Annotated in this window: 27 protein-coding genes; 11 read left to right on the top strand and 16 right to left on the bottom strand. The window is 64.4% G+C overall.

Going from position 1 to position 24681, the window contains the following annotated elements; all coding sequences use genetic code 11:
* Positions 1-537: FKBP-type peptidyl-prolyl cis-trans isomerase (locus K0M74_RS10145; RefSeq protein ID WP_293971409.1), on the bottom strand; the 537-nt coding region annotated here is incomplete at its 3' end.
* A 287-nt stretch (positions 538-824) separates the two neighbouring features.
* Positions 825-1031, bottom strand: coding sequence for a 30S ribosomal protein S21 (gene rpsU, locus K0M74_RS10140; RefSeq protein ID WP_037510267.1), 207 nt, complete (start codon positions 1029-1031; stop codon positions 825-827).
* Between the two features lie 273 nt (positions 1032-1304).
* On the opposite strand from rpsU, the gene K0M74_RS10135 reads away from it, so the two are divergent.
* The 4 genes from K0M74_RS10135 (at position 1305) to K0M74_RS10120 (ending at position 5257) form a co-directional block, all read left to right on the top strand.
* Positions 1305-2069: a class II aldolase/adducin family protein gene (locus tag K0M74_RS10135; RefSeq protein WP_293971422.1), complete on the top strand. Its 765-nt coding sequence runs from the start codon at positions 1305-1307 to the stop codon at positions 2067-2069.
* Positions 2070-2096: 27 nt separating this feature from the next.
* Entirely contained in the window at positions 2097-2642 is a 546-nt protein-coding gene (locus K0M74_RS10130; protein WP_088439481.1) for a (2Fe-2S)-binding protein, read from the top strand.
* Between the two features lie 134 nt (positions 2643-2776).
* Positions 2777-3775 carry an RcnB family protein gene (locus tag K0M74_RS10125; protein WP_293971403.1) on the top strand — a complete coding sequence of 333 codons (999 nt, stop codon included), beginning with the start codon at positions 2777-2779 and terminating at the stop codon, positions 3773-3775.
* 207 nt (positions 3776-3982) lie between these two features.
* Positions 3983-5257: an amidohydrolase family protein gene (locus tag K0M74_RS10120; protein ID WP_293971400.1), complete on the top strand. Its 1275-nt coding sequence runs from the start codon at positions 3983-3985 to the stop codon at positions 5255-5257.
* Positions 5258-5303: 46 nt separating this feature from the next.
* Here the strand turns inward: K0M74_RS10120 and K0M74_RS10115 are convergent, their stop codons facing one another.
* Positions 5304-7901, bottom strand: coding sequence for an EAL domain-containing protein (locus tag K0M74_RS10115; RefSeq protein ID WP_293971397.1), 2598 nt, complete (start codon positions 7899-7901; stop codon positions 5304-5306).
* Between the two features lie 190 nt (positions 7902-8091).
* Here K0M74_RS10115 and K0M74_RS10110 point away from each other — a divergent pair, with 190 nt between their 5' ends.
* Complete coding sequence (locus K0M74_RS10110) at positions 8092-9123, top strand: fatty acid desaturase family protein (RefSeq protein WP_293971394.1); 1032 nt, start codon at positions 8092-8094, stop codon at positions 9121-9123.
* On the opposite strand, the gene K0M74_RS10105 is transcribed toward K0M74_RS10110, so the two are convergent.
* The 4 genes from K0M74_RS10105 to K0M74_RS10090 form a co-directional block, all read right to left on the bottom strand.
* A complete protein-coding gene (locus tag K0M74_RS10105) occupies positions 9120-9608 on the bottom strand; it encodes an asparaginase domain-containing protein (protein ID WP_293971419.1) in 489 nt (162 codons plus the stop codon). The genes K0M74_RS10110 and K0M74_RS10105 overlap by 4 nt on opposite strands.
* Positions 9605-10090 (bottom strand): DUF3291 domain-containing protein, encoded by a 486-nt coding sequence (locus tag K0M74_RS10100; RefSeq protein ID WP_293971391.1) that lies wholly within the window; start codon positions 10088-10090, stop codon positions 9605-9607. The genes K0M74_RS10105 and K0M74_RS10100 overlap by 4 nt, the downstream gene beginning before the upstream one ends.
* Positions 10091-10101: 11 nt before the next feature.
* Positions 10102-11700: a lysine--tRNA ligase gene (locus tag K0M74_RS10095; RefSeq protein ID WP_293971388.1), complete on the bottom strand. Its 1599-nt coding sequence runs from the start codon at positions 11698-11700 to the stop codon at positions 10102-10104.
* A gap of 421 nt (positions 11701-12121) precedes the next feature.
* Complete coding sequence (locus tag K0M74_RS10090) at positions 12122-12685, bottom strand: NAD(P)-dependent alcohol dehydrogenase (protein WP_293971385.1); 564 nt, start codon at positions 12683-12685, stop codon at positions 12122-12124.
* A 183-nt stretch (positions 12686-12868) separates the two neighbouring features.
* Here K0M74_RS10090 and K0M74_RS10085 point away from each other — a divergent pair, with 183 nt between their 5' ends.
* From K0M74_RS10085 to K0M74_RS10070, 4 genes are all read left to right on the top strand, one after another.
* The gene (locus tag K0M74_RS10085) at positions 12869-13237 is read left to right on the top strand and encodes a PilZ domain-containing protein (RefSeq protein WP_293971381.1); all 369 of its coding nucleotides are present in this window, start codon (positions 12869-12871) and stop codon (positions 13235-13237) included.
* Between the two features lie 441 nt (positions 13238-13678).
* A complete protein-coding gene (locus K0M74_RS10080; protein WP_293971378.1) occupies positions 13679-16426 on the top strand; it encodes an ATP-dependent DNA helicase in 2748 nt (915 codons plus the stop codon).
* A gap of 57 nt (positions 16427-16483) precedes the next feature.
* Complete coding sequence (locus K0M74_RS10075; RefSeq protein WP_293971375.1) at positions 16484-17035, top strand: histidine phosphatase family protein; 552 nt, start codon at positions 16484-16486, stop codon at positions 17033-17035.
* Between the two features lie 112 nt (positions 17036-17147).
* On the top strand, positions 17148-17543 hold the full coding sequence (locus tag K0M74_RS10070; protein WP_293971372.1) for a GFA family protein: 396 nt from the start codon (positions 17148-17150) through the stop codon (positions 17541-17543).
* A gap of 146 nt (positions 17544-17689) precedes the next feature.
* Here the strand turns inward: K0M74_RS10070 and K0M74_RS10065 are convergent, their stop codons facing one another.
* The 5 genes from K0M74_RS10065 to rpmF form a co-directional block, all read right to left on the bottom strand.
* A complete protein-coding gene (locus K0M74_RS10065; RefSeq protein ID WP_293971369.1) occupies positions 17690-18094 on the bottom strand; it encodes a MerR family transcriptional regulator in 405 nt (134 codons plus the stop codon).
* A 14-nt stretch (positions 18095-18108) separates the two neighbouring features.
* Positions 18109-18402, bottom strand: coding sequence for an integration host factor subunit alpha (locus K0M74_RS10060; RefSeq protein WP_188682454.1), 294 nt, complete (start codon positions 18400-18402; stop codon positions 18109-18111).
* Between the two features lie 187 nt (positions 18403-18589).
* A complete protein-coding gene (locus K0M74_RS10055; RefSeq protein ID WP_293971367.1) occupies positions 18590-19555 on the bottom strand; it encodes a beta-ketoacyl-ACP synthase III in 966 nt (321 codons plus the stop codon).
* On the bottom strand, positions 19552-20586 hold the full coding sequence (plsX, locus tag K0M74_RS10050) for a phosphate acyltransferase PlsX (protein WP_293971364.1): 1035 nt from the start codon (positions 20584-20586) through the stop codon (positions 19552-19554). Before plsX ends, K0M74_RS10055 begins: the two co-directional genes overlap by 4 nt.
* Positions 20587-20608: 22 nt before the next feature.
* On the bottom strand, positions 20609-20788 hold the full coding sequence (rpmF, locus tag K0M74_RS10045) for a 50S ribosomal protein L32 (RefSeq protein WP_088439508.1): 180 nt from the start codon (positions 20786-20788) through the stop codon (positions 20609-20611).
* Between the two features lie 325 nt (positions 20789-21113).
* Between rpmF and K0M74_RS10040 the strand changes: the two genes are divergently transcribed.
* Positions 21114-21554, top strand: coding sequence for an MAPEG family protein (locus K0M74_RS10040; protein WP_293971361.1), 441 nt, complete (start codon positions 21114-21116; stop codon positions 21552-21554).
* Positions 21555-21576: 22 nt separating this feature from the next.
* On the opposite strand, the gene K0M74_RS10035 is transcribed toward K0M74_RS10040, so the two are convergent.
* The gene (locus K0M74_RS10035; protein WP_293971358.1) at positions 21577-22248 is read right to left on the bottom strand and encodes an MBL fold metallo-hydrolase; all 672 of its coding nucleotides are present in this window, start codon (positions 22246-22248) and stop codon (positions 21577-21579) included.
* Between the two features lie 134 nt (positions 22249-22382).
* Here K0M74_RS10035 and K0M74_RS10030 point away from each other — a divergent pair, with 134 nt between their 5' ends.
* Complete coding sequence (locus K0M74_RS10030) at positions 22383-22640, top strand: YdeI/OmpD-associated family protein (protein WP_293971416.1); 258 nt, start codon at positions 22383-22385, stop codon at positions 22638-22640.
* 6 nt (positions 22641-22646) lie between these two features.
* Here the strand turns inward: K0M74_RS10030 and K0M74_RS10025 are convergent, their stop codons facing one another.
* The 3 genes from K0M74_RS10025 to K0M74_RS10015 are packed head-to-tail and all read right to left on the bottom strand — an operon-like array spanning position 22647 to position 24626.
* The gene (locus K0M74_RS10025; RefSeq protein WP_293971355.1) at positions 22647-23222 is read right to left on the bottom strand and encodes a TIGR02281 family clan AA aspartic protease; all 576 of its coding nucleotides are present in this window, start codon (positions 23220-23222) and stop codon (positions 22647-22649) included.
* A gap of 35 nt (positions 23223-23257) precedes the next feature.
* A complete protein-coding gene (locus K0M74_RS10020) occupies positions 23258-23845 on the bottom strand; it encodes a hypothetical protein (protein ID WP_293971352.1) in 588 nt (195 codons plus the stop codon).
* Between the two features lie 31 nt (positions 23846-23876).
* Positions 23877-24626, bottom strand: coding sequence for a folate-binding protein (locus tag K0M74_RS10015; RefSeq protein WP_293971349.1), 750 nt, complete (start codon positions 24624-24626; stop codon positions 23877-23879).
* Between the last annotated feature and the right edge of the window lie 55 nt (positions 24627-24681).

Below are 24681 nucleotides of genomic sequence, written 5' to 3'. Positions count from 1 at the left end.
CCCCCCGGGCGGCGCCCCGGCGGGCCCCGCCCCCCCCGGCGCGCCCTGCATCATTTGTTGCTGCTGCATCATCTGCTGCTGTTGCTGCATCTGCTGCTGCATCGCGCGCACCTCGGCTTCCGAGCGGAAGTCGAGCAAGGTCACATCGAAATGGAGCGTGCTGCCGGCCGGGATCGGTCCGGCTTCGCGGTCGCCATAACCAAGCTGCGGCGGGATGATGATCTTGTACTGGCCGCCCTTTTTCATCCGGGTCAGCGCCTCGGAAAAGCCGGGAACTACCTGCGCAACCTGCATCGGCGCCTGTTCATTGGCGTCGAATACGGTACCGTCGTCGAGCTTGCCTTCATATTTGACCAGCACGACATCGGCCTTGGTCGGGCTCTTGCCCGTGCCTTCCTTGATAACCTCGAACCCGATGCGCGGGGTCACATGATATGCAAAGGCTGCCGCCGCTCCGAGCAGCGCGATAACGCCGATCCAGATCAGCCAGAGGCCTTTTTTGCTCACCGGGCGCAGGGGAACCGTCGTCACGCTCATTATCGCTGATCCTTACCGCTGCCCTGACGGGCCATATTGTCGGGCACGCCTATAGGCGGAGCGGTGCGGGGCGGTCCAGCGTGAATTGTCGCGGGACGATCGTCGAGCGGGGTGAGCACTTCGGTAGGATCATCAATTCGAAACGCAATGCCTCACCTCCCGCTGCGGGAGGGGAAAGGAAATGTCTGCCGCCCGACGTTCGCCAGCCCCATCCCAAACGAAAAAGGCGCCGCGGTTGCCCGCAGCGCCTGTTTCACGATCCGAATCTTTAAAAGGAAGGACGGGTCTTACTTGATCCCGTCGCGTTCCATACGCTTGCGCTCCATCTTGCGGGCGCGGCGGACGGCGGCGGCGTGTTCACGCGCGCGCTTTTCGCTGGGCTTCTCGTAATGACGGCGCAGCTTCATTTCGCGATACACGCCCTCACGCTGCAGCTTCTTCTTGAGCGCGCGAAGGGCCTGGTCGACATTATTGTCGCGAACGATGATCTGCATGTGCCGTGTCGTCTCCGGTTCGTCCAACGATCAAGGTGGCCGGATGTCCGGTCCGCCAACAATCGCCGATATAAGGGCAATAAAAGAAGCGCCGCGAACCCGCGACGTTCCGATGGCTGGGCCGATAAGGGGATTCGCGGCGAAATGCAAGCCCCTGCGCGGCAAAACCCCTGCCCCGCTGATGAACCGCCCGGCCCGCTTGCGGGATTGTGCCGCCCCCTTGCCTTATGGCATAGGTAGCAGGACGAAACTAACATGACAAAGGGACAGGTGATGGCGACCCAGCTCAAGCGCAACAGCAAATATAGCGAAGCCGAATGGACGGCGCGGCAGGAACTGGCCGCATGCTATCGGATTTTCGCGATGATGGGCTGGGACGAGATGATCTTTAACCACATCACGGTGAAGGTTCCTGACGAGGAAGGCGCCTTTCTGATCAATCCTTATGGCCTCCATTTCAGCGAAGTCTGCGCGTCGAACCTGATCAAGATCGACATCGACGGCAACAAGGTCGACGTGGACAATCCCTGGCACGTCAACAAGGCCGGCTTTGTCCAGCACAGCCTGTTCCACCGCGTCCTGCCTGACGCGCATGCGATCATCCACACCCACACCACCGCCACGGTGGCAGTCTGCGGGCTTGAAGGCGGACTGCAACCGGTCAATTTCTATGCCTGCAATTTTGCCGGCCAGCTTGCCTATCATGACTTCGAAGGCGTGACGGTGCGCGAGGAGGAAGGCGAGCGACTCGTCCAGAACCTCGGCGACAAGCGCATTCTGATGCTCAAGAACCATGGCCCCGTCGTGATGGGCAAGACCCTGACTGAAGCCTTCATCAAATATTGGGCGCTCCAGCGCGCGTGCGAGATCCAGCTCGCGACGATGAGCATGGGCAAGCCGATCACGGTTCCACAGGACGTGATCGCGGTCCACCAGCGCGACCTGTTCATGGCCTCGATCCCCGGACAGGCGGGCAAGGCCGAATTCGACGCGATGGTGCGCAAGGTCGACAAGACCGACACAAGCTGGCGTGACTAATCCGGCGGCTCGGCTAAATCTGCGCGTATGACGCGATTCTCAGTCAACGACCGTCCGGTCGAATATCGGATGGAACCCGAAACGCCCCTGCTGTGGGCGCTGCGTGACGCGTCGAACCTGACCGGGACCAAATATGGCTGCGGGACAGGCGAATGTGGCGCCTGCACCGTCGATATCGACGGAGAATCGATCCGCAGCTGCATGGTGACGATCGCCGAGTGCGAGGGACGCTTCGTCACCACGATCGAAGGCCTGTCGCGCGACCGCAGTCATCCGGTGCAGCAGGCATGGGTCGCCGAACAGGTGCCGCAATGCGGTTTTTGCCAATCGGGAATGATCATGGCTGCCGCTGCGTTGCTACGCGCGAACAGCAACCCCAGCGATGCCGAGATCGACGCCGCGATTACCAATATCTGCCGCTGCGGTACCTATCCGCGCATCCGTACTGCGATCCGCCGTGCCGGTCGCGTGCTGCGCGGCGAAGAGCGGATCGCCGCCGCGCCCCCGCCTGGCATTCGGCCTGAAGATGCCGCGCGCGCGGTCCCCGCGCTGCGCCTGCCGCCCGGCACCTGATCCCAGCTGTTCATGTAGCTGAACCGCAGGCAACAGCATGGTTCAGCCGCCGATCATCTTGACCCCGGTAACAACTGATTCATCATCCCGGCTGGCCTCTCCAGCATTCGGGACATGAGTTGGAGAATGGTGAGATGAAAAAGATGTTTGGAGGGTTGCTGATCGCTGCGACGATCCTGACTCCCATTGCCCCGGCCGCCGCGCAGGCGTCAGGCGAGCGCATGCAACTGGCGCAGCGCGGCGACGGTGATCGTGGAGCCCGCGGCGACCGCGGCCCGCGCGGTCCTGAAGCCCGCCGCGGCAATCGCGGCGGCGAAGCGCGCGCCCAACGTGAGCCGGCGCAGCCACGGGCCGCGCGTGAGCAACGCAGCGAAGTCCGTCAGCAGCGCAGCGAAATGCGCCAGCAACAGCGCGGCAACGACCAGCAACGACAGGCGCAGCGTCAACAATGGCAGCAGCGGGGCAATGAGCAGCGTCAACAGGCTGCCCAGCGTCAGGCCGCGCAGACCCAAGCGCAGCAGGTCCAGCGTCAGCGCGGCGGCACCTATGACCGCAACAACGACGGCCGCATCGACCGCCAGTGGGACCGCAACCGCAACGGCCAGGTCGATCAGCGTTACGATCGCAACGACAACGGACGCGTCGATCGCCGCTATGACCGCAATCGCAACGGCGACCTCGACCGCCGCTGGGATCGCAACAACAACAACCGCATCGACCAGCGCGATGGACGCTACGACCGCAACCGCGACGGCCAGATCGATCGGCGCTACGACCGCAACAACAACGATCGCGTCGATCGCCGCTACAGCGACCGCCGGGGCAATTGGAACCGGTCATGGCGTGACGATCGGCGCTACAACTGGCGCGATTACCGCCAGCGGTACAGCAGCCGCTACCGTCTGCCAGCCTATTACTCGCCGTACCGCAACCATCGCTACACGCGGTTCAGCATCGGCTTCAGCCTGGGGTCGCTGTTCTACAGCAGCCGCTACTGGATCAACGACCCGTGGCAGTATCGCCTGCCGCCCGCTTACGACGGCTATCGCTGGGTTCGCTATTACAACGATGCGATTCTTGTTGATACCTACAGCGGCCAGGTCGTCGACGTCATCCACGATTTCTTCTGGTAAGTCCTTTCGATTACCCGAAGACAAACTCAAGGGGTCGGCTTGTCCGACCCCTTTTTTTGATCCTCCCCATCGCTGCGCGGCAGGGAGGATGAAACCTGCCTAGCGCAGCCTCTTGCCCACCGCCGCGCCAGCGCCGCCGGCCACGCCTTTCCCCTTGCCCTCCCCCGCCCGGCGCGCCACGGTGGCACATCAGTCAGGGGAAACAGGATGCACAAAATCGGACTCTTCGCCGCGGCGACGCTCGCACTTTTGGGGACCACCGCCGCGAACGCCAAAACCACCGTCATCTACGCCGGCCGCGTCATCACCGATGCCGAAAAGCCCGCGCAGGGGCCGTCGACGATCGTCATCACCGATGATCGCATCACCTCGATCACCGCGGGGCGCAGCGCCGCGCCTGCTGACGCCACCGTCGTCGATCTGGGTGCCAAGACGCTGCTCCCCGGCCTGATCGATCTCCACGTCCACCTCACCGGCGACCCCGGCGGCGATTATCGCAGCGAAGCGGTCGATCCCGACGAATGGGGTGTCGTCGTCGGCGTGAAGAACGCGGGGATCACGCTCCGCGCGGGGTTCACGACGGTACGCGAGGCCGGGTCGGCGCAATATAGCGCCTTCTCGCTCCGTCGCGGTACCGCGAACGGCTTCATCACCGGGCCGCGGATCATCGCCGCTGGTCCGGCGCTGTCGATCATCGGTGGCCATGGCGACGTCACCGGCTTTCGCGAGGACGTCCACGACGTGCTCGACCAGGGCTACACCTGCACCGGTGCGCTCGAATGCGCCGAAAAGGTGCGCAAGGCGTCACGCGCGGGCGCCGACATCATCAAAATCACCGCGACCGGCGGCGTGTTGTCGCAGCAGGGCCGCGGGCTCGAGGGGCATTTTACCAGCCCCGAACTGCAAAGCATCGCCGACACCGCGCATTCGCTGGGTCTGAAAGTGATGGCGCACGCCCACGGCGCCCGCGGCATCGAAGCTGCGGCAGCGGCGGGCATCGACACGATCGACCATGGCACCTTTGCCGACGATGCGGCGCTGAAGGTGATGAAGGCCAAGGGCACCTACCTGGTCCCGACGCTGATGGCGTTCGAGGGCATTCGCGAGCGCCTCGGCAAGGGCATCTACACCGCGACGGTCGAGGAAAAGGTCCGCATGACGCTGGGCAGCGTCGGCAAGGCGGTGACCCGCGCCAAGGCGCTCGGCGTGCCGGTCGCTTTTGGCACCGACGCCGGGGTGTTTGACCATGGCCGCAACGGCAGCGAGTTCGCGCTCCTAGTCAAGGCCGGCCTGACCCCGCGCGAGGCGCTGGTCAGCGCGACGACGGTCGCGGCGAAGGCGCTGTCGATGGAAAGCGAAATCGGCCGCCTTGCGCCCGGCATGTCGGCGGACATGATCGCGGTCAGCGGCGATCCGCTCGCCGATGTAACGGTGCTGGAAAAGGTCGAGTGGGTGATGGTCCGCGGCCGGATCGCGGATTGATTATCCCAGATTGTCATCCCGGCGAAGGCCGGGATGACAGACCTGTTCAAGCCGCCCGCCGAACCTGCCCGCGCGTCGGCGTCCCCCTCTTCGGCCCCAGCAGCGCATCCATATCGATAGCGTGCGCGAACTTCACCCCGACCCGGTTGCCGTCCGACCAGCGCGCCTCGGCGTCGAATGCCTGATCAGCGCCAAACTCCAGCATCAGCGGCGTCCCCGGCGGGACATTACACAGACCTTCGATCAGCGCCCCGCGCGGCGACATGTTGCGCACGATCGCTTCATATTGATGCCCCCCACTCGCAACCTGTATCGTGCGAAAAATCGTCAAACGCGGCTCACGCGCGCACTTATAGCCTCGCGCCTCGGCGTGCCCGCCGCCCGCGCGCAGCAGCGTCAGCACCTCGGCCAATTCCATCGGTCGCCCATAAATATAGCCCTGAACATGGCTGCACCCGAGCCCGCGAATCAACGCCAGATCATCGTGAGTCTCGACCCCTTCGGCGGTGGTTTCCATTTTCAGCGCGGTGGCCAGCCCGACGATGGACGCAATGATCGCGGCGTTCATGCTACTCGGATCGGCGGCGCCCAAGACAAAGCTCTGGTCAATCTTGATCTTGTCGAACGGCGCTTTCTTCAGATAGCCGAGCGCCGAATAGCCGGTGCCGAAATCGTCGAGCGCCAGCCGCACCCCAGTGCGTTTCAATTTCTGGAACATTGCCAGGTTTTCCGGGCTCTCGTCGAGGAATACGCCTTCGGTGATCTCCAGCTCGAGCTGTTCAGGGCGGATGCCAGCCGCCGAAACCGCGCTGAGGATCGTCGCGGGTAGCTTTTCATTGGCGAACTGGCGCGGCGACACATTGACCGCGATGCGGTAACCGGGCCCAAGCAGCGCGATGCTCGCACAAGCGGTGCGGATGATCCATTCGCCGATCGGCACGATCAGGTTCGATTCCTCGGCAATCGGTATGAACTTTGACGGGCTGATCATCCCTTCGGACGCATGGTGCCAGCGGATCAGCGCCTCGAACCCGGTGATCCGTTCGCTGCCGACGTCAACGATCGGCTGGTACAGGAGCCGAAGCTCGTCCTTGACCAGCGCGTCGCGCAGTGCGTCCTCGATCGCCTTTCGCTCACTCGCCTGGTTGTGCATCGCGTCGGCATAGAAACGATAGACGCCGCGCCCCGCGTCCTTGGCCGCATAGAGCGCCAGATCGGCATTGCGGACCAGCGCCGACGCCGAAACCCCCTGCCCGTCGGACACCGCGATGCCGACCGAACAGCCGATACGGACCTGCTCGCCCTCGATCGAAAAGGGCTTGGCCAGGCTCAGGATGATCGCATTGGCAATCCCCGACAGTTTTTCGGGCTGGCTCAGCTGCGGCACGACGATCTGGAATTCATCGCCGCCGAGCCGCCCGACCTGTCCCTTGTCGCCGACAATCTGGGTCAGCCTTCCGGCGACCTGTTGCAACAGCTGGTCGCCAACGGGATGGCCCAGCGTGTCGTTCACCGCCTTGAAGCGGTCGAGATCCATCAGCAGCAATGCGCACGGCTGCGGCTGCCCGATATGGTTTTTGAGCGCGCGTTCGAGCAGGTCGGTAATATGCCGCCGGTTGGCAAGCCCGGTGAGGGTATCATAGCGTGCGAGTTGGTTGATCTCGCGCTCCGACCGTTTCTTTTCGGTCAGGTCGGTGCCGCTGCCGCGAAATCCCTGAAAATTGCCGAGTTCGTTGCTGATCGGCTGGCCCGAAATCGACCACCAGCGTTCCTCGCCCGCAACCGCGGCCTGCACCGTCAACTCCTTGAACGGGGTACGCGACGACAGGCTGAAGCCGAGCGTGCGCTCTTCATTTTCGTCATTGCCGGTGCGTTTGCGAATGATGTCGGTAAACGGCCTGCCGACCAGATCCGATGCCGCCCCGCCCAGCCGCGCCGCCACGGTTGGCGAGATATAGACGAGCTGGCCATGGCGATCGGTTTCCCAGAACCAGCCGCGCCCCGCGCGTTCGAAATCGCGCATCAAATTGAGCGCGCGTTGCTGGTCGCTGACCGACAGCTGTGCCGCGCGCGTTGCGCGGCGCTGATGACGAATATCCTCGCGCATCATCATGATCAGCAGGGCGAGAAACACGCAGCCTGCGATCGCGAAGGGCCAGGATGCACTTCCGATCGCTCCGCCCAGCGCCGTCGCACCGGCAAGGGCGAAGAACGCCGGGCGCACGATCGCCGCTGCCGAAGCAGCGACGAGCAGCGATCCGATCTGGATGGCGGTGAAGGCATCGAAACTTTGGCGTCCGTCGGGAACGGCGACCGCCGCAAACATCGCGGCGGCATTGAGCAGGCTGCCCAATATGATCAGCCCCATGCTCGCCACGACCACCACCCGCAATCTTCGCTGTAGCGCGGGGCGCGGCCGACGCATCGCCTGGCCGATGATCGTCAGGACGAGATCGAAAAACAGGCCTGCCGCCATCACCAGCCATTGCGACGGCTGGTCCAGGAAACCGGGAACGCCTGGCAGGAACGCAAAGGTCAGAAATGCCAGCGCGCGGCCGATCAGGAGATAGTGCCACAGCTGCGCGACGCGCATCAGGGGCGTCGCGAACTCGGGCGAATCGAACATCGATTCGTCCGTCGTCACCTCGCCGAGCACTGGCCGGATGATGCTACGTCGATCCCCCAATTTCCCGCTTGTCCTGCTCGTCTGGTCCACCCGGTTCAGTGGCCAGACAGGAGTTTCCAATTCCTTACCGGGGGCCGCTGGTTAACCCCGTTACTGTGCCAAAATGGACGCTATTCCGTTTCGCATCGCAACTTGTTATAGCGACCCCATGCCCGCCGTCCGCCTGCTCCCTCCCGACCGTTTCTTTGACCGCAGTCAGTGGGCCGCGATCACAGCCGCATCGCGCTGGCGCGGGATCGGGCTGGTCGCCCATGCGTGGATCGTCAGCATCGCGCTGGTTGGGGTGGCTGCATGGTCGCAGAACCCGCTCGCATGGCTGATCGCGATCATCTTTGTCGGCGGGCGCCAGCTCGGCCTTGCCATCCTGATGCACGACGCTGCGCACGGCCTGCTGCATCCGGTGCGCAAGACCAACAATTTCCTCGGCCAATGGCTTACCGGTGCCGCGGTCGGGTCCGATCTCATCGCCTATCGCACCTATCATCTCCAGCATCACAAATTCACCCAGCAGGCCGAAGACCCCGATCTGGCGCTGTCGAAACCCTTTCCGACCACGCGCGCCAGTCTGGGCCGCAAGATACTGCGCGATCTGACCGGGCAGACCTTTTTCAAACAGCGCGTGACGCAGTTCGGCTTCGCGTTTGTCGGGCTGAAAGCGATGCTGCGCGGCGAAACTGCCGAAAAGGGTCGCGCCAGCACCACGGCGGGGACGCCGTTCAACAAACGGTCCGACGACGGCATGACGTCACCGACGGTCGATGTCGCGAGCGCGAAGGCGGTGGCGCGCGCGGTCGGGCGGTTCCTGCTCGTACAGGCGGTGCTGCTCACGGCCTCGCTCGCACTGTACGGATGGACGCCCTATCTGCTCTGGCTCGCGGGGCTAGCGACGACGTTCCAGCTGTACCTGCGCATCCGCAACATTGCCGAACATGCCTGCACGGCGACGGGTAGCGATGATCCGTTCTCCCAGGCCCGCACCACCCGCGCGGGCTGGCTCGCTCGCGCCACGGTTGCGCCATATTGGGTGAATTATCACTCCGAGCACCACCTGTTCATGGGGGTGCCCTGCTACCGGCTGGCCGAGGTTCACGCGATGCTCGGCCGCGCCGGGCGGCACGAATCGATGACGATCGCGCCGGGCTACGCCGCAGTGCTGCGGCAGGTGACGGCTAGGGGTTAACCGCGGTCCTGCGCGACGAAGCGCGCCCCGGCCCGATCCTTCTCGGTCGTTGCAGGGTCAAAGATCATCCCGTTCATCGCGATATAGACCCCGGGCGGCAAAATCTGCGCCGCCGCCAGAGCGAAACCGACGTTGAATTCGGCGTCGCTGGCGCGCACCGACGCAGGCTGCATCGCGCCGGTCATGACGATCGTCTTGCCCGCAATCCCTGCCAGCACTCGACCGGTGAGCACCATCGTATCGGTGCCGTGCGTCACCAGTATGTGCGACGCATCGCTCGCTTCGACCGCCGCACGGATGGCGGCGCGGTCGGCATCGTCGAGTTCCAGACTGTCCTTGCGCATCAGCTGCGTCACCCGATGCGGCACATGGACATTATTCTCGCGCAGCAGGTCGGGGATCGCCGCGGGGCCGATCTGGAACTCGGACAAGGCGTCGAAATAGACTTTGTCGATCGTCCCGCCGGTGGTGAAGATTTCTATCATGCGCATTCGTCCTGTACGCGCAAGGCTGGGGTGCCGTCGGGCGCGGCAAAGGGGTACTTGAAGGTGAAAGCCTCAGCCGTCGGGCCGTTCGCAGCCAGCAGGTCGATCCGCGCGACACCGTCCGCCACCGTCGGGCGATGTCCGACGGGTACCCACCACAGCGCCTGAAACACCGCAATATGCTCGAACCACTCCTTGCGGCGTCGCATGATCGCCAGATGCTCGGGGTTGCGATAGACGAACGCCGCCAGCGCATCGACGTCGCGCCACACCGACATATTCGCTATGACGTGCGGATCGTCGTTCACCGCCACGTCGGTGGCGTCATTGCCCTCGCCGACCAGCCGCCAGACAAAGCCCTCGCTTGCCTCGGCAATCGCATTCACCGCATCGAGCGCGTCCATGAAATCGCGGTTGGCGACGTGATCGGCGGGCAGACGGAAACGCGCGATGTTGATCTGCGCCAGTTCATAATCCGCCATCTCATCCTCCCTCAGGCCAAAGCCTCGGCAATCAACCGCCGCGTATTGTCGATCCCGAACAGCGCGATAAAGCTGCCCATCCGCGGCCCGGCGCTCGACCCGAGTAGCGTTTCGTAGAGCGCCCTGAACCAATCGCGTAAGTTTTCAAAATTATAGGCCTCGTTCTTGCCAATCTCGTACACGATGTTCTGGATGTCGTCGGCGCTCGCGTCGGCAGGCAGCGCCGCCAGCTTTGCGTCGAGATCAGCCAATGCCGCAACTTCGCCGCCCTGCGGCTTGCGCCGGTTGAGCGTCGGCGCAACATAGTCGCGGTTATACGCCATTGCATTGTCGATCAGCCGGTCGAGCTCAGGATAGGTCGTGGCATCGGCGCCATCGACATATTGACCAAGATAGCGCCAGATCTGGTCCTTCGACGCGTCCGCCCCCATCACCCCGACCAGATTGAGCAGCAGCCCGAACGTCACCGGCAATTCGGCGGCAGGAATAGCTTGCCCGCGCGCGACATGGACATGATGCACCGGATTGCCGAGCTTCTTGTCGGCATCCTGCGCCGGGTAATTGCCGCGCATCTGCAGATATTCGTCTACGGCCTTGGGGATCACCCCGATATGCAGCTGCTTCGCCGCCTTGGGTTCGCGATATGCGAAGAACGCGAGGCTCTCTTCGCTGCCATAATCGAGCCATTGATCGAGGCTGAGCCCATTGCCCTTCGACTTCGAAATCTTCTCGCCCTTTTCGTCGAGGAACATCTCGTAAATCAGTCCTTCGGGCTTCCGCCCGCCGAGCGCCTTGGCAATCTTGCCCGACTGGACCCCGCTATCAGTCAGATCCTTGCCATACATCTCGTAATCGACGCCGAGCGCGACCCAGCGCATCGCCCAGTCGACCTTCCATTGCAGCTTGGCACCGCCGCCCAGAACGCTGTGCGTGATCGTCTGGCCATCGTCCTCGAACGATACCAGTCCGGCATCGGTATCAACAACCGTCACCGGCACCTGTAACACCACGCCCGACGTTGGACTCACCGGCAGGATCGGCGAATAGGTCGCAGCGCGCTCGGCGCGCAGCGTCGGCAGCATGATGTCGAGGATATCCTGATTGTGACGCAGGACATTCTTGAGCGCCTCGTCGAACGCGCCCGACTTGTAGCGCTCGGTCGAGCTGACGAACTCATATTCAAAGCCAAAGCGGTCGAGAAACTCGCGTAGCATCGCATTGTTATGATGGGCGAAACTTTCGAATTTGTCGAACGGATCGGGGACATCGGTCAGCGGCTTGCCAAGATATTCGGTGAGCATCGCACGGTTCGGAACATTGTCGGGAACCTTGCGCAGCCCGTCCATATCGTCGCTGAACGCGACGAGCCGGGTCGGCGCGCCGGTCATTTGCTCATAGGCGCGGCGAACCATCGTCGTGCGCAGCACTTCGTTGAAGGTGCCGATATGCGGCAGCCCTGACGGGCCATAGCCTGTCTCGAACAACACCGGCGCGCCATCCGGCTTGCCATCGGGATAGCGTTTGACCAGCTTGCGCGCTTCCTCGAACGGCCAGGCCTTGGACGTTAGCGCGGACTCGCGCAGCGAAGGTTGAGGGTGCAGGTCAGTCATGCGCCGCGCCATAGCGGCAAGAAGGCCCGATGGGAAGAAGCGCAGAAAACTGCGCAACTTCACTTGCGATTCGCCTTGCTACACCGCTCCGACCAAGGCTCGAAGCCACAAAATCCCCCCATGGGCGCACCCAGAATGGGTCCTTTGTGGCTTTAAGGAATAATGCGTCGGCGGGTAGCATCGGCAGCAAGAAGCATGGCGGGACGATGCAGGAAAGCCGAATATTGCGGCCACCGTCCGCCCCTGCTGCGCGCCTCGATTATCCCCTGGGTTGGGTCGCGGGCAGGAAGCTGCTCTTGCGCAGCAACGCAACCGACACGAGCGCGACGAGCGGCGTCGCGCGTGGTCATGCTGCCGACGGTCTTGAAAACGGCCTCATATTCGCCAAGCTGCTAGCGATAATCTTCCACAGTATAGTCGATCACCGCCTGTGCCCCCAAGCCGCGCACCAGATCGCGTTGTGCACGCTGCACACCGCGGTGACATGCGCGCCGCGGTGGCATGCGAGCTGGACCAGCGCCGCCCCCACTCCACCCGACGCGCCGACGATCAGCACCCGGTCGCCCGGTGCAACCGCCGCAACGTCGAGAAAATGGAGCGCGGTGCTGCCGCCAAAGCTGAGTGTTGCGGCCTCGGCAAAGCTCAAGCCTTCCGGCTTCAGCGTGATCCGCCCGCTTACGGCGACACAGCTATATTCGGCGTGGCAACCCATTTTCCCACCCGGAAACGCCATCACCGCGTCGCCGGGGCGGTATCGGGTAACGCCCGCGCCCACGGCATCGACGATCGCGGCGATTTCCGTTCCCAAAATCGACTGCCGCGGCCCGCGAAAGCCCAAGAATGGCCGCGCGATCAGGCCCATGCTCAGGGGAAAGCGCGCCGTGCGCATCCGGCTGTCGCCCGACGTCACTGATGCCGCCAGTTCCCTAACGCGCACCTCGTCGGCGGCGGGACCGGGCATCGGCACGACGCGAAATTCCAGCACCTCGGGACCACTGTAGCGGGGGCAGACAACGGCTTTGATCGGCCAATCCTGATCTTACGGATGGGACGGCGCCTTTCTGCCTGTTTCGGCCCTGCGCTCCAGCCACCGCCATGTACCGGGGCATCGCGATCGCGCCGATTATCGTTACCGGAATATTTACCATCTCGGGCTTAACACTGCCTTATGGACACAACCCGCATCCCGCAGCCCCGCCGCCAGGCCCGCACCCGCGTCGCCCTTGAGGTGACGGTCAACGGCGTCCTCAATTTCGTCGACGGCCAGATCACCGATCTTTCCGAAGGCGGCGCGCGGATTGACGGTGCCAGTATGCCCGCACGGTCGCGCTGCGAAATCCATTATGGCGGCGGTGTCACCTATGCCGTGGTGATGTGGTCCGAAATCGATCGTATGGGTGTGCGCTTCCCCTATGAACTGACCCATGGTCCGCTCTTCAATGCCCTGAAACGCGCGCGGAATGCGGTGACAATCGACCCGGGGCAGATTTTTCTGAGCAACCGCGCTCCGGTGTTTGGGCGCCGCGGGTTGAGCTGAACCAAAGCGGACCCAAAAATCCGTTCGCCCTGAACTTGTCGAAGGGCTGTTCTTTTTTAGCCGATCAGGATGAACTTCTGAGCGTATATCCTGCACTGCCTCGGCGGAACCTTCTATACTGGTTAGACCGACAATCGGCCGCGCCGCATCGCAGCGCACGAAACGGGCGCCATCGTCGGCTTCCCTTCTGATAGATTACCCGTCACCCTCGTTTGGAGCCAAGAGTTCTCGACCCGGGTTGAAGCTCTTGAAGCCGGACGCTGAATAAAGGGCTGGAGCCGTGCGAAGAAAATGGCCCTGATCCGCGGCGAGTCGTATAAAATCTCGGCGTCAGCAAAAGGCAAGAGCGGTCCTTCGACAAGCTCAGGACGAACGGATAAAAGGCAGCAAAATGCCGCCATTCGCCTTGCCGCGTTCGCCTTTTGTCCCTACCCTTCACCCATGTCCCCCGCGTCCCTCCCCCTGCCCGCGATCCACGCCAGCCATGTCGGCATCTGGATCGCGGATGCGCAGGGGCGCGTGCAGCGGGTTGGGCGCGGAGAGGCGATTGCGGCGGTCGCGGCGACTCCGCACCTGCTGCTCAATGCCACGCTGACCGGCGACCGGCTCGGCTATCCCGAGCTGTCGGGGCTCGACCTGCTCGAACTCTTCGCCTTCCTTTATCCCGCGCGCTTTGCCGTACCGACGCCGGCGGGGATTGCCGCGACGATCGGCGTCTCCCCGCCGAAAGCCGAGGAAGACATCGCCGCCTTTCTGCCGCAGGCGACCGCCGCGATGCTCGCGGGGATCGACGATCCGGCTTGGCCCGAACGTGAAGGCACCTGGCACGGGCTTCAAGCGCTCGCGCGCCAGCGCTGGCCATGGGCGCCGCTGGTCCAGCCGCGGCTGACGACGCCCGACGCCCATGAACGCTGGCTGTTTGCGCGGTTGCCCGAATGGGAGGAAGCGCCGCCACGCCCCGCGCCGCGGCAGGTCCGCATCAACCCCGACGACGTCACCGCGCGGCTTGACCGGCTGACCGGCGACGGCGCCGAACGCCGCCCGGGGCAGCAGGATTATGCGCGCGCTACCGCCGCGATCTTCGAACCGCGCGAGCGCAAGGACGCGCCGCAGATGCTGGTGGCCGAGGCCGGAACCGGGATCGGCAAGACGCTCGGCTATCTTGCCCCCGCCAAGCAGTGGATCGAGCAGTCGGCGGGCAGCGTCTGCATCTCGACCTTTACCAAGGCGCTGCAACGCCAGCTGTCGCGCGAGACCGAGCGGCTGTACCCCGACGCCGCAACCCACCGCGAAAAGGTCGTGGTGCGGAAGGGCCGCGAAAATTACCTCTGCCTGCTCAATCTGGAGGATGCGCTGCAAGGCGGCTTCTCGGGTCGCGCCGCGATCCTGGCGCAGCTGGTTGCGCGGTGGGCGGCCTATACGCGCGACGGCGACATGGTCGGCGGCGACCTGCCCGGCTGGCTGCCCGCGCTGTTCCGCCGCAACGGCACCACCGCACTGACCGACCGGCGCGGCGAGTGCATCTATGCCGGCTGTCCGCATTTCCGCAAATGCTTCATCGAACGCTCGGCGCGCGCCGCGACGCAGGCCGACATCGTCATCGCCAACCATGCGCTAACAATGGTGCAGGCGGCTCGCCCGCGCGACGGCGGGGCGCCCGCGACGCGGCTGATCTTCGACGAAGGCCATCATCTGTGGGATGCCGCGGACAGCATGTTCGCCGCGGCGCTTACCGGCCAGGAAGCCGTCGAAATCCGCCGCTGGGTACTGGGGCCGGAGGGCAAGTCGCGGGGACGGCGGCGCGGTCTCGCGGCACGACTCGCCGATGTGGCGAGCTATGACGAGGCGGGCGAGCGCGCGATTCAGGCGGCGATTGCTGCAGCTACCGAGCTGCCCGGCGACGGCTGGCTCAGCCGCCTGTCCGAGAACGACCCGTGGGGCGCGATCGAACGGCTGCTCGCGGCGGTGCGCGGGCAGGTTTATGCGCGCGCGGTCAACACTCGTACTGCCGATGCGGGCTATGGTCTCGAGACTGAACTGGCCGATCCCGACGCGGTGCTGGTCACCGCCGCGGCGGCGGCGAGCGACGCGGTCGAGGCGCTGCTGCGGCCGCTGCTGGCGCTCGGAAAGCGGCTCGATGCGCTGGTCGACGATCCGCCAGACTGGCTCGACGGACAAGCGCGCGCGCGCGTCGACGGGGCGCGCCATAGCCTCGGCACCCGTGTCGATACGCTCGGCGGCTGGCTGTCGCTGCTCGGGCGCGTCGGCGGCCCGGCCAACCCCGATTTCGTCGACTGGCTCGCGATCGACCGCTACGACGGGCGCGAGTTCGACACCGGGCTGCATCGCCACTGGCTCGACCCCGCGCGGCCGATTGCCGAGATCGTCTATCGCCCTGCGCAGGGGGTGCTGGTCACCTCGGCGACCTTGCGCAGCGGCCATGGCGGCCAAAATGCGCTGGGGGGCGGCTGGACGGAGGCCGACATCCGCACCGGCGCGCGTCATATGGACGGCGGGGTCCAGCATTTAGCGGTGCCCAGCCCGTTCGACTATGCCCGCCAGTCGGAGGTGCTGATCGTCACCGACATCGCGCGCGGCGACCTGCCCGCGCTCGCGGGGGCGTACAGTCGGTTGATCGAGGCGTCGGGCGGCGGCGCGCTGGGGCTGTTCAGCGCGATCCGGCGGCTGCGCATCGTCCATGCCCGTATCGCCGACCGCCTCGCGCGTGCAGGCCTCCCGCTCTATGCGCAGCATGTCGATCCGCTCGACACCGGTACCCTCGTCGACATCTTCCGCGCCGATCCACACGCATCGCTGCTCGGCACCGATGCCTTGCGCGATGGGGTCGATGTCCCCGGCGAATCGCTGCGGCAGGTGATCATGGAGGGGGTGCCGTGGCCGCGCCCAACGATCCTCCACGCGGCGCGCCGCGCCGCACAGGGCGGCAGCGCCTATGACGATATGGTCATTCGCGGCCGCATCGGGCAAGCGTTCGGCCGCCTGATCCGCCGCGCCGACGATTTTGGCCAGTTCGTCATGCTGTCGCCCTCATTCCCGTCCCGGCTGCTCAGCGCCTTTCCCGAAGGCACCCCGATCCGCCGCCTGCCATTGGACGTGGCGGTCAATCATGTCGCTGCCGCCAATATCGAACGCAGAAAAAGCGCCTTTCCAGCCTTTTCACCGTCATAAGATTGCGGCACAAGGCTCCCGAACGACGGCATAAGCGCAAAGGCGCGGGGGAAGATTTTGAAGAGTTTGACGATCCTGCGCCACGCCAAATCGGGTTGGGATGTCCAGGTCGAGCGCGATTTCGACCGCCCGATCAACAAACGCGGGCAGCGCGGCGCCGAAATCATCGGGCAATGGCTGAAGCGTCAGAAGCTGCCCGTCGACCGCATCATCGCCTCGCCCGCGGTGCGCGTGACCGAAACGCTCGACATCTTCCAGCCTGCTGCGGACCTGGACACGCTCGAACCGCATTGGGACCGCCGCATCTATCTCGCCTCCGCCGCGACGCTGATCGACGTCATCCGTGACACCGGCCGCGATGCCGAGCATTTGCTGATTTCGGGGCATAATCCGGGGCTGGAGGATTTGATCCTGATGCTCGTGCCCGAAACGAGCGGCGACGTACTGCGCGGCGAGGTCGAGGAAAAGCTGCCGACGTCGGCGCTGGCGCGGCTCGAAATCGACATCGCCGACTGGCGCGATCTGGATACCAACACGGCGCGCTTCGCCGCCTTCATCCGCCCCCGCGACCTCGACCCGACGCTGGCGCCCGCGATGGATCACGACTGACAGGTCATCCTCCCTGTAGCGAAGCCGTGGGGAGGACCATCTCCTCATCGTCATCAGCAAACGACCAGTTGCGGATGTTGACGGACGTAGCTTGCTATACGACAACTAGTCTATGAGCGAACTCAATCCTGACGCGATTTACACGGGGGCATGCCTGTGTGGCGCGGTCCGCATCAAAGCTATTGGAGAGCCGGACAGCATCGTTGCCTGCCACTGTAATAGCTGCCGAAGACATACAGGTGGTCCATGTGCTGTCTTTGCAGATTACGCCGTCGAATCAGTTATTTTCACGGCAGAAAAGCCTGTCATCTTCTCATCTTCGCCCGGAGTGACCCGCGGCTTTTGCAAGAAATGCGGGTCCACGATCTCGTATCAGGGCGAGAACTTGCCAGATATGATCCATTTGCATGTCGGAGTTTTCGACGCTCCAAGATCCTTTTGGCCGCAGGCGGAAGAGCAAATGGACGAAGGGATGCCCTGGGTGAGCGTTTCATTGAAGCGCCCGTAGTAACCTTAATTTCGAAGGTAAATTTTTGGCAGGGTGTTTGGCAGTAAGAACGTCCGCTATCGTTCCGTTTCAGCAGAAAGCTGACCGTCCGCCTCCCACCCCCAAGCAGACATTCTTGAACTTGCTGATACGCGATGCCAGTCGCGTCAATCCAACGCCGCCGCCAATCGCTGGCGCAGCGAGACGAGCGCTGCGACCGGGACGCCATGCGCCTGCCCTATCACACCCCCCCCCGCTGTCCGCTCGGCGCGGATTTCGGCCGCTGGTGCCGCAGAAGCCCTCGCCCCCACCTCCGACAACGCCTTGCGCGCGCCCTCGACCGTGAACCCCTGCACATGCAGCAAATGATGGATCCGCTCGGCCAGCGCGACGTCCTCGGCGCGGTAATAGCGGCGGCGGCCCGAGCGCTGGAGCGGCTTCAGTTGCGGAAAGCGCGTTTCCCAATAGCGCAGGACGTGCGTCGGCACCCCGATCCGATCGGCCAGCTCGCCGATCGCGAGCATAGCGCCGGAAGCCTTGCCGGTGTCGTCCGGCACGTCAAACCCCACCATGGCCGAGGCCTGGATTATTTACCGGCAACGCGCGCTCGCATCGTCTGGCTGGCGCGAAAGGTCATCACGCGGCGCGGCAGGATTGGCACTTCGATGCCGGTCTTGGGATTGCGCCCGACCCGCTGCGCCTTGTCGCGCAGGACAAAGGTGCCGAAGCCCGAGATTTTGACATTTTGCCCGCCCGCTAGCGCGTCGGACATATGGTCAAGAATCGATTCGACGATCGTCGCCGATTCGTTGCGCGACAACCCGATTTGCTGGTTGATGCGCGTCGCAATATCGGCTCGCGTAAGCGTCCCTGCGGTCATGATGGTCCCTCCCCCTCGTAAAGCGAAACTGGTCGAACCGGTCCCGGACAGCCCCCACCGTCACGAGTCCCGTGCGCCTATGTAACAAAAGCGAATTAATCCGCCAAACTGAAACGGATGGAGCGAAGAGTTAATGCGGTGAAGTCGACGTCCCAAGAGAGGAAGCGGCACCGGCCCGCTTTCAAACCTAAACGCGCAGGACCGCGGCGCCCCAGGTAAAGCCCCCGCCCATCGCTTCCAGCACGACCAGATCGCCGCGCTTGATCCGCCCGTCGCGTATCGCGAGGTCGAGCGCCAGCGGCACCGATGCCGCCGAGGTGTTGGCATGCTGGTCGACGGTCAGCACGACGCGTTCGGACGGCAGTCCCAGCTTTTTGGCGGTCGCGTCGATGATCCGCTTGTTCGCCTGATGCGGCACCACCCAGTCGATCTGGTCGGGCGACAGGCCGACATCGGCCATCACTTCGCCCAAGACCGACGCCAGATTGGTGACGGCATGCCGGAACACTTCGCGGCCCTGCATGCGGACATGGCCGACGGTGCCGGTGGTCGAAGGGCCGCCGTCGACATATAGCATGCCCGAATATTTGCCCTCGGCGTGCAGCCGCGTCGCCAATATGCCCTGATCGTCATCGACATCCCTCGCCGACAGCACCACCGCGCCGGCGCCGTCGCCGAACAGGACGCAGGTGGTGCGGTCTTCCCAGTCGAGGATGCGGCTGAAGGTTTCCGATCCGATCACCAGCGCATGCTTGGCCGCACCGGTGCGCAGCATCGCGTCGGCGACCGACACCGCATAGAGAAAGCCCGAGCAGACCGCGGCAACGTCGAAGGCGATACAATCGGGGGCGCCGATCAGCGCCTGCACCTTGGTCGCGCTGGCCGGAAACGTATTGTCGGGGGTCGCGGTGGCGAGGATGATTAGCCCGATGTCCGACGGTTCGAGTCCGGCCGCCGCCATTGCCTGCTGCGCGGCCGCGGCGCCCAGCGTCGCGGTCGTCTCGTCGGGTTCGGCAATGTGACGGAAGCGGATGCCGGTGCGCTCGACGATCCATTCGTCGCTGGTGTCGACACGCTCGGCCAGTTCGGCGTTCGACACGCGGTTGCGCGGCAGCGCCGACCCGGTACCCGCCAAAATCGCGCGCAACGTCATGCTGCGTTACCGCTCTGGAAATTCGCCAGATCGTCGGTCACCTGCCGCGTAATGTCCTTTTCGATCAGCTCGGCGCACAGGTGGACGCAGTTGGCGACCCCCTTGGCATCGGCACTGCCATGACTTTTCAACACGACACCATTTAGGCCCAGGAACACCGCGCCATTGTGATTATTGGGGTCGAGATGGTGGCGCAGCAGCTCGGTCGCTGGGCGCGAGATCAGGAAACCGATCTTCGAACGCGTCGAGCTGGTGAAGGCGCGGCGCAGCAAGTCGGTGACGAAACGCGCCGTCCCCTCGATCGTCTTGAGCGCGATATTGCCCGAAAATCCGTCATGGACGATGACATCCACGTCACCGCGCGACAATTTGTCGCCTTCGATAAAGCCGGTAAACTCCATCGGCAGCCCCTTCGCGGCGCGGAGCATCGCCGCGGCATCGCGAATCTCGTCGGTACCCTTCAGCTCTTCAGTGCCGATGTTGAGCAGCGCGACGCGCGGGCGCTGGAGCCCCATCGCGGTGCGCGCGTAGGCGGCGCCCATCACCGCAAACTGGGTGAGGTTGGTGGCATCGCATTCGGTGTTGGCGCCGAGGTCGAGCATGACGACGTCGTTGTCGCCCAACGTCGGCAGCAGCGCCGCGAGCGCCGGCCGGTCGATCCCCGGCATCGTGCGCAACGCCAGCTTGGCCATCGCCATCAGCGCGCCGGTGTTGCCTGCCGACACGGCACCGCCGGCATCGCCGCGTTTCACCGCGTCGATCGCCAGCCCCATCGAGGTGCTTTTCGCCTTGCGGATCGCTTGGCTCGGCTTGTCCTCACCCGTCACCACGCCGTCGGTGTGGATGATGTCCGACGCCGCGCGCAAATTCGGGTGGTTCTCAAGCGCCGCCTTGATGTGCACCTCGTCACCCACGAGGATGAAGCGCAGGCCGTCGTGCTTGTGGCGCGCCATGGCGGCGCCGGCGAGCATCATCCGCACGCCGACGTCACCGCCCATCGCATCAATCGCGATTCGCGGTGTCAATGCCATCAATTTGCGCTCCGGCTAAGGGTCAGGCGCCGACCGACACCACTTCGCGGCCATTATAATGGCCACAGGCACTGCAAAGATTGTGCGGGCGCTTCAGCTCGCCACAGTTCGGGCATTCCTGAAAGGCTTCAACCTTCAGGCTGTCGTGGCTGCGACGCATACCGCGCTTCGAGGGCGAGGTTTTTCGCTTGGGAACGGCCATGTTATTTCCTGCATTCTCAATAGTGTGTCACGAATCGGCTACCCGGATTTGTCACTCCCGTTGCCGGAAATGACTGGCCCGCCCGCCGTGCGAAACTTCGTTCCCGCCGTATTATAGCAAGAAAATCGTCCGCCGAAGGGTGCCTCAACGCCAGAAGGTGTCGGGTGCCGGATCGGGCGGGGCTATAGCGTTTTTGCCCGCAAAGGCAAGCCCTGTGGATGACAATGCGCAGGCAAGAGCCTCGCCCTTGCCGATCGCCCAGCGCGATGCCACACCACGTCCGGCGCCGAGCGACAACAGCCGCGGCCAAAAAGGGGGGACGCATATGATAATCTTGCCGATCAGCCTGACAATTGCCGCCGGAGCGGCGCTGCTCAACCTGTGGCTGTCGATCCGCGTCGGCCGCGTGCGGACCAAGGAAAAGGTTTTCGTCGGCGACGGCGGCAACGAACTGGTGACGCGTCGGATGCGCGCGCACAGCAATTTTGTCGAGAACACCGCCTTCGTGCTGATCCTGCTGGCGCTTGTAGAGCTCGGCCTGGGATCGTCGATGTGGCTGTGGGGCGTCGGCGCGCTCTATCTGGTCGGGCGCATCCTGCACGCGATCGGCATGGACGGGATGATGTGGGGCCGGATGGTCGGGACGATCATTACGATGCTGACGCAGCTTGGGCTAGCGCTTGGCGCGCTGGCGATCGTCTATCTGACGCCGGTGAGTGTCACGACGACCGAGATCGAGGAAACGACGGTGGCGGCGCCGAAGTAAACGCTCGCAATGACGACCGAGTTTAGCCAGCCGTACCGATCGCCATATCGCCGACAAACGGGTTCGTCCGCCGTTCGTGCGCGAAATTGCTGTGCGCGCCGTGCCCGGGCAGGAAGGTCGTGTCGCCGCCGAGCGGCCACAGCTTTTGCGTGATCGAATCGAGCAATTGCTGGTGATTGCCGCGCGGAAAGTCGGTTCGGCCGATCGACCCCTGAAAGATCACGTCGCCGACTATCGCGAGCTTTGACGGCGCATGGTGGAACACGACATGCCCCGGCGTGTGACCCGGGCAATGGATGACGTCGATGACCAGATTGCCGACGGTGACCGTGTCGCCATCGACCAGCCAGCGGTCGGGCTCGAACACCTCGCCGACCATGCCGAAGCGTGCGCCGTCTTCGGCAAAGGCTTCGATCCAGAAGCGGTCGTCCTCGTGCGGTCCTTCGATCGGCACGCCCAGTTCTTTCGCCAGCATCCCCGCTTGGCCGCAATGATCCATATGGCCGTGGGTCACCAGAATCTTTTCGACCTCGACCCCCGTCTGGCGCACGGCGTCCTTCAGCTTGTCAAGGTCGCCACCGGGATCGACGAAGGCCGCCTTGTTCGTTTCGGTGCACCACAAGAGGGTGCAATTCTGCTGGAAAGCGGTGACCGGCACGATCGCTGCGCGCATTGGAGGGTTGGGAGCGTTCATCCCGGTGATGTGGGGAAATAGGACCAAAATGGCAAGCCACCGCGCCGATTTGACCCGTCTCGCCGACCGACATATTGAATGACGCCGTGACCAAGGCCTTTTCCCACGGAACCGTCCACACCGCGGGCGATGACATGCAGGCGGCGCTGGTGTCCGATCCCGAAACGCTGGTGCTCTGGGAAAGCCTGACCCCACTCGGGCGCAACGAGTTCATCTGCTGGGTCGATGATGCCAAGCAGGCGAAAACGCGAGCGCGCCGGATCGAGCGGACGGTGGAGGAATTGCACGAGGGGAAGAAGCGCCCCTGTTGCTGGGCCGGGTGCATCCATCGTACCGACAAAGCGCCGAGCCGGTGGCAGCAAGCGGTGCTGATCGACAAAAAGGCGAAGTAGTGCGCCTCAGCGCAGTGTCATCGTGTCGCCCTCGACATTCACCGCGGCAAGCCGCGACAGATAGCTTTGCCCGAGCAACGACACGCCCATGTCGGCGTCGACCACCGCGGCTTCGACTCGTCGGACTTCCAGCCCGTCGATGTCGACGCTGTCGAGCATAACGGTGCGCATCGGCACGTCCCCGCCGGCGGTACGCGCCGTGCCGGTGACCGGCAGCCGATCGACATCGATTCCGATCGCCTCGGCATCGCGCCGGGTCAGCGCCACGATCGACGCGCCGCTATCGACCATCACGCGAATGTTGGTGCCGTCAATGTCCGCATCGGCGTAGAAATGCGAATCGCGCGAGCGACTGAGCAGCGCCTCGCCCGACGACGTCGACGAACCTGAACTCCGCGCGGCCTCGGCCGCCGCCACAGAGCGGTCTTTGCGCAGCTTGTGCGTTGTCCAATTGTCGTGATTGCCGGAAATCGCCGCTGTCGTTTCAACGGCATCACCGGCCGTGGAACGGCTGGCGACGCCCGCCATGCCGATCGACACCGCCGCGATGATCGCGGCCAAGCCAAGAAAGCGCCCCAACATGACGCGCTTTGTCGCAAAATTGGGTTGGGGATTGGTTAAGCGGACGGCTGTTCGATGAACGCCCGCCAAGTCGGCGTGTCGCCGCGGATGCTGTACGCGATCCGGGCGCAGGCATAGGGGCGATCTGCCCGATTGTCGGCGGCGGCGGCGGTGGTCGGCCATTGGCCGCCGGCGCCGCCCGCCGACCAGCATACCAAGGCCTCGGCCTCTTGCCCCGCTTCGATCGCGGCGCGTTCGGCGGCGTTCAACGACACAGGCGCGCTCCAGCCCAGGATTGCGCGGTGCGTGAACCCTTTGGAGAACAAGGCGTGGCGGAACGGGCTGTTGCCGTCGCGGAGCAAGCCAGCGACCCGCGCGCGATCGTCGGCGGCCAGCCATTGCCCACCCAGCAGCGGCGCCCAGCGCGCCTCATCGCGTGAGCGCAGCGCCGCGACCAGATCGTCGGCGGCAGCGGCAAAGCGCGGCGTCCAAACCGAATCAGCGGCAAGCGGAACCAGCGGCGCGCGCGGAGCGGGTGCCTCGGTCTCGACCGCCAGAAGAGAAGCGGGTGCGTCCGCCTCGGTCGCGAGTGCGGGAGTGGCGACTGCGGCGACCAGCGCCGACGAGATCAGGAAAGCGCGCATGGCTGCACCATAGCAGCAAACGCTGTGCCTGTCAGGCGTCCGTGGGCCCCAGTGCACTGCGCATCCACGACGGCGCACCGGCGGCGTCGATGCTCTCGGCGCGGCGATGCTCGACCGACCAGCCGAGTTCGGGATAAGCGATCACCTGCCGCTTTTCGTCGGCATCGGCGATCGGCACCACGACCAGCCGCCGATTGACCTTCTGCCGCCAATTCATCCGCGCGGTGTTCTCCTGCCCCACGTAGCAACCCTTGGTAAAGCTGACCCCGTTCAGTTCGGCGGCATTGCATTCGAGCCACAGGGTCGTGCCGTCGCCCAATTCGGTGCGACCTTCGGTGACGCCCAGCTCCAGCCGGTGCGCGCGCCAGGCATCGTCGGCGCCCGCGTCCCCATCAGCCGGCGTGAGCCAGCGCCGGCCGAGTTCGGGCAGCCGCGGGTCGACGACCCCGACATCGCCGCCGGGCGCCCAATGAACGCACAGATCGGGCTCGCGTTCGATCGTGATCGCGCGGCGGAGGCGGTACAGGGTCAGCCGTTTGCCCAAATCGCCCGCAGCCTCGCGCTCGCAATCAATGAGGATGTCCGATTGCCCCGAGCCCGGTCGAGGGGCGTCGCCCCAGATCAGGAAATCGAACAGAGCCTTGCCTTGCGCGGACAGCAGCGCCGCCCACACCGGCAGGTCGCCCGATGTGTCGTTGGTGACCAGCCCTTGCAGGAAACCACGGACATCGTCCCCCGATAAGCGAATGAGAGCGCGGTTGATGAGGGTGGTATTGGCCATGGCGATAATCTAGGGACGCGGCAGCCAAAACCAAGCACCCATTTCTTCGCGAGAC

Origin of the sequence: Sphingopyxis sp., from assembly GCF_019459305.1 — a bacterium.
Taxonomy (GTDB): Bacteria; Pseudomonadota; Alphaproteobacteria; order Sphingomonadales; family Sphingomonadaceae; genus Sphingopyxis.
The sequence above is the reverse complement of the archived record's forward strand: the minus strand, read 5'-3'. Positions and strand labels throughout refer to the sequence as shown.

What these genes read in the sequence shown, in the direction of transcription:
- rpsU (WP_037510267.1), bottom strand. Translation starts at nt 1,031, where the DNA reads ATGCAGATCATCGTTCGCGACAATAATGTCGACCAGGCCCTTCGCGCG.
- K0M74_RS10135 (WP_293971422.1), top strand. Translation starts at nt 1,305, where the DNA reads ATGGCGACCCAGCTCAAGCGCAACAGCAAATATAGCGAAGCCGAATGG.
- K0M74_RS10130 (WP_088439481.1), top strand. Translation starts at nt 2,097, where the DNA reads ATGACGCGATTCTCAGTCAACGACCGTCCGGTCGAATATCGGATGGAA.
- K0M74_RS10125 (WP_293971403.1), top strand. Translation starts at nt 2,777, where the DNA reads ATGAAAAAGATGTTTGGAGGGTTGCTGATCGCTGCGACGATCCTGACT.
- K0M74_RS10120 (WP_293971400.1), top strand. Translation starts at nt 3,983, where the DNA reads ATGCACAAAATCGGACTCTTCGCCGCGGCGACGCTCGCACTTTTGGGG.
- K0M74_RS10110 (WP_293971394.1), top strand. Translation starts at nt 8,092, where the DNA reads ATGCCCGCCGTCCGCCTGCTCCCTCCCGACCGTTTCTTTGACCGCAGT.
- K0M74_RS10105 (WP_293971419.1), bottom strand. Translation starts at nt 9,608, where the DNA reads ATGATAGAAATCTTCACCACCGGCGGGACGATCGACAAAGTCTATTTC.
- K0M74_RS10100 (WP_293971391.1), bottom strand. Translation starts at nt 10,090, where the DNA reads ATGGCGGATTATGAACTGGCGCAGATCAACATCGCGCGTTTCCGTCTG.
- K0M74_RS10095 (WP_293971388.1), bottom strand. Translation starts at nt 11,700, where the DNA reads ATGACTGACCTGCACCCTCAACCTTCGCTGCGCGAGTCCGCGCTAACG.
- K0M74_RS10085 (WP_293971381.1), top strand. Translation starts at nt 12,869, where the DNA reads ATGGACACAACCCGCATCCCGCAGCCCCGCCGCCAGGCCCGCACCCGC.
- K0M74_RS10080 (WP_293971378.1), top strand. Translation starts at nt 13,679, where the DNA reads ATGTCCCCCGCGTCCCTCCCCCTGCCCGCGATCCACGCCAGCCATGTC.
- K0M74_RS10070 (WP_293971372.1), top strand. Translation starts at nt 17,148, where the DNA reads ATGAGCGAACTCAATCCTGACGCGATTTACACGGGGGCATGCCTGTGT.
- K0M74_RS10065 (WP_293971369.1), bottom strand. Translation starts at nt 18,094, where the DNA reads ATGGTGGGGTTTGACGTGCCGGACGACACCGGCAAGGCTTCCGGCGCT.
- K0M74_RS10060 (WP_188682454.1), bottom strand. Translation starts at nt 18,402, where the DNA reads ATGACCGCAGGGACGCTTACGCGAGCCGATATTGCGACGCGCATCAAC.
- K0M74_RS10055 (WP_293971367.1), bottom strand. Translation starts at nt 19,555, where the DNA reads ATGACGTTGCGCGCGATTTTGGCGGGTACCGGGTCGGCGCTGCCGCGC.
- plsX (WP_293971364.1), bottom strand. Translation starts at nt 20,586, where the DNA reads ATGGCATTGACACCGCGAATCGCGATTGATGCGATGGGCGGTGACGTC.
- rpmF (WP_088439508.1), bottom strand. Translation starts at nt 20,788, where the DNA reads ATGGCCGTTCCCAAGCGAAAAACCTCGCCCTCGAAGCGCGGTATGCGT.
- K0M74_RS10040 (WP_293971361.1), top strand. Translation starts at nt 21,114, where the DNA reads ATGATAATCTTGCCGATCAGCCTGACAATTGCCGCCGGAGCGGCGCTG.
- K0M74_RS10035 (WP_293971358.1), bottom strand. Translation starts at nt 22,248, where the DNA reads ATGAACGCTCCCAACCCTCCAATGCGCGCAGCGATCGTGCCGGTCACC.
- K0M74_RS10030 (WP_293971416.1), top strand. Translation starts at nt 22,383, where the DNA reads ATGCAGGCGGCGCTGGTGTCCGATCCCGAAACGCTGGTGCTCTGGGAA.
- K0M74_RS10025 (WP_293971355.1), bottom strand. Translation starts at nt 23,222, where the DNA reads ATGTTGGGGCGCTTTCTTGGCTTGGCCGCGATCATCGCGGCGGTGTCG.
- K0M74_RS10020 (WP_293971352.1), bottom strand. Translation starts at nt 23,845, where the DNA reads ATGCGCGCTTTCCTGATCTCGTCGGCGCTGGTCGCCGCAGTCGCCACT.
- K0M74_RS10015 (WP_293971349.1), bottom strand. Translation starts at nt 24,626, where the DNA reads ATGGCCAATACCACCCTCATCAACCGCGCTCTCATTCGCTTATCGGGG.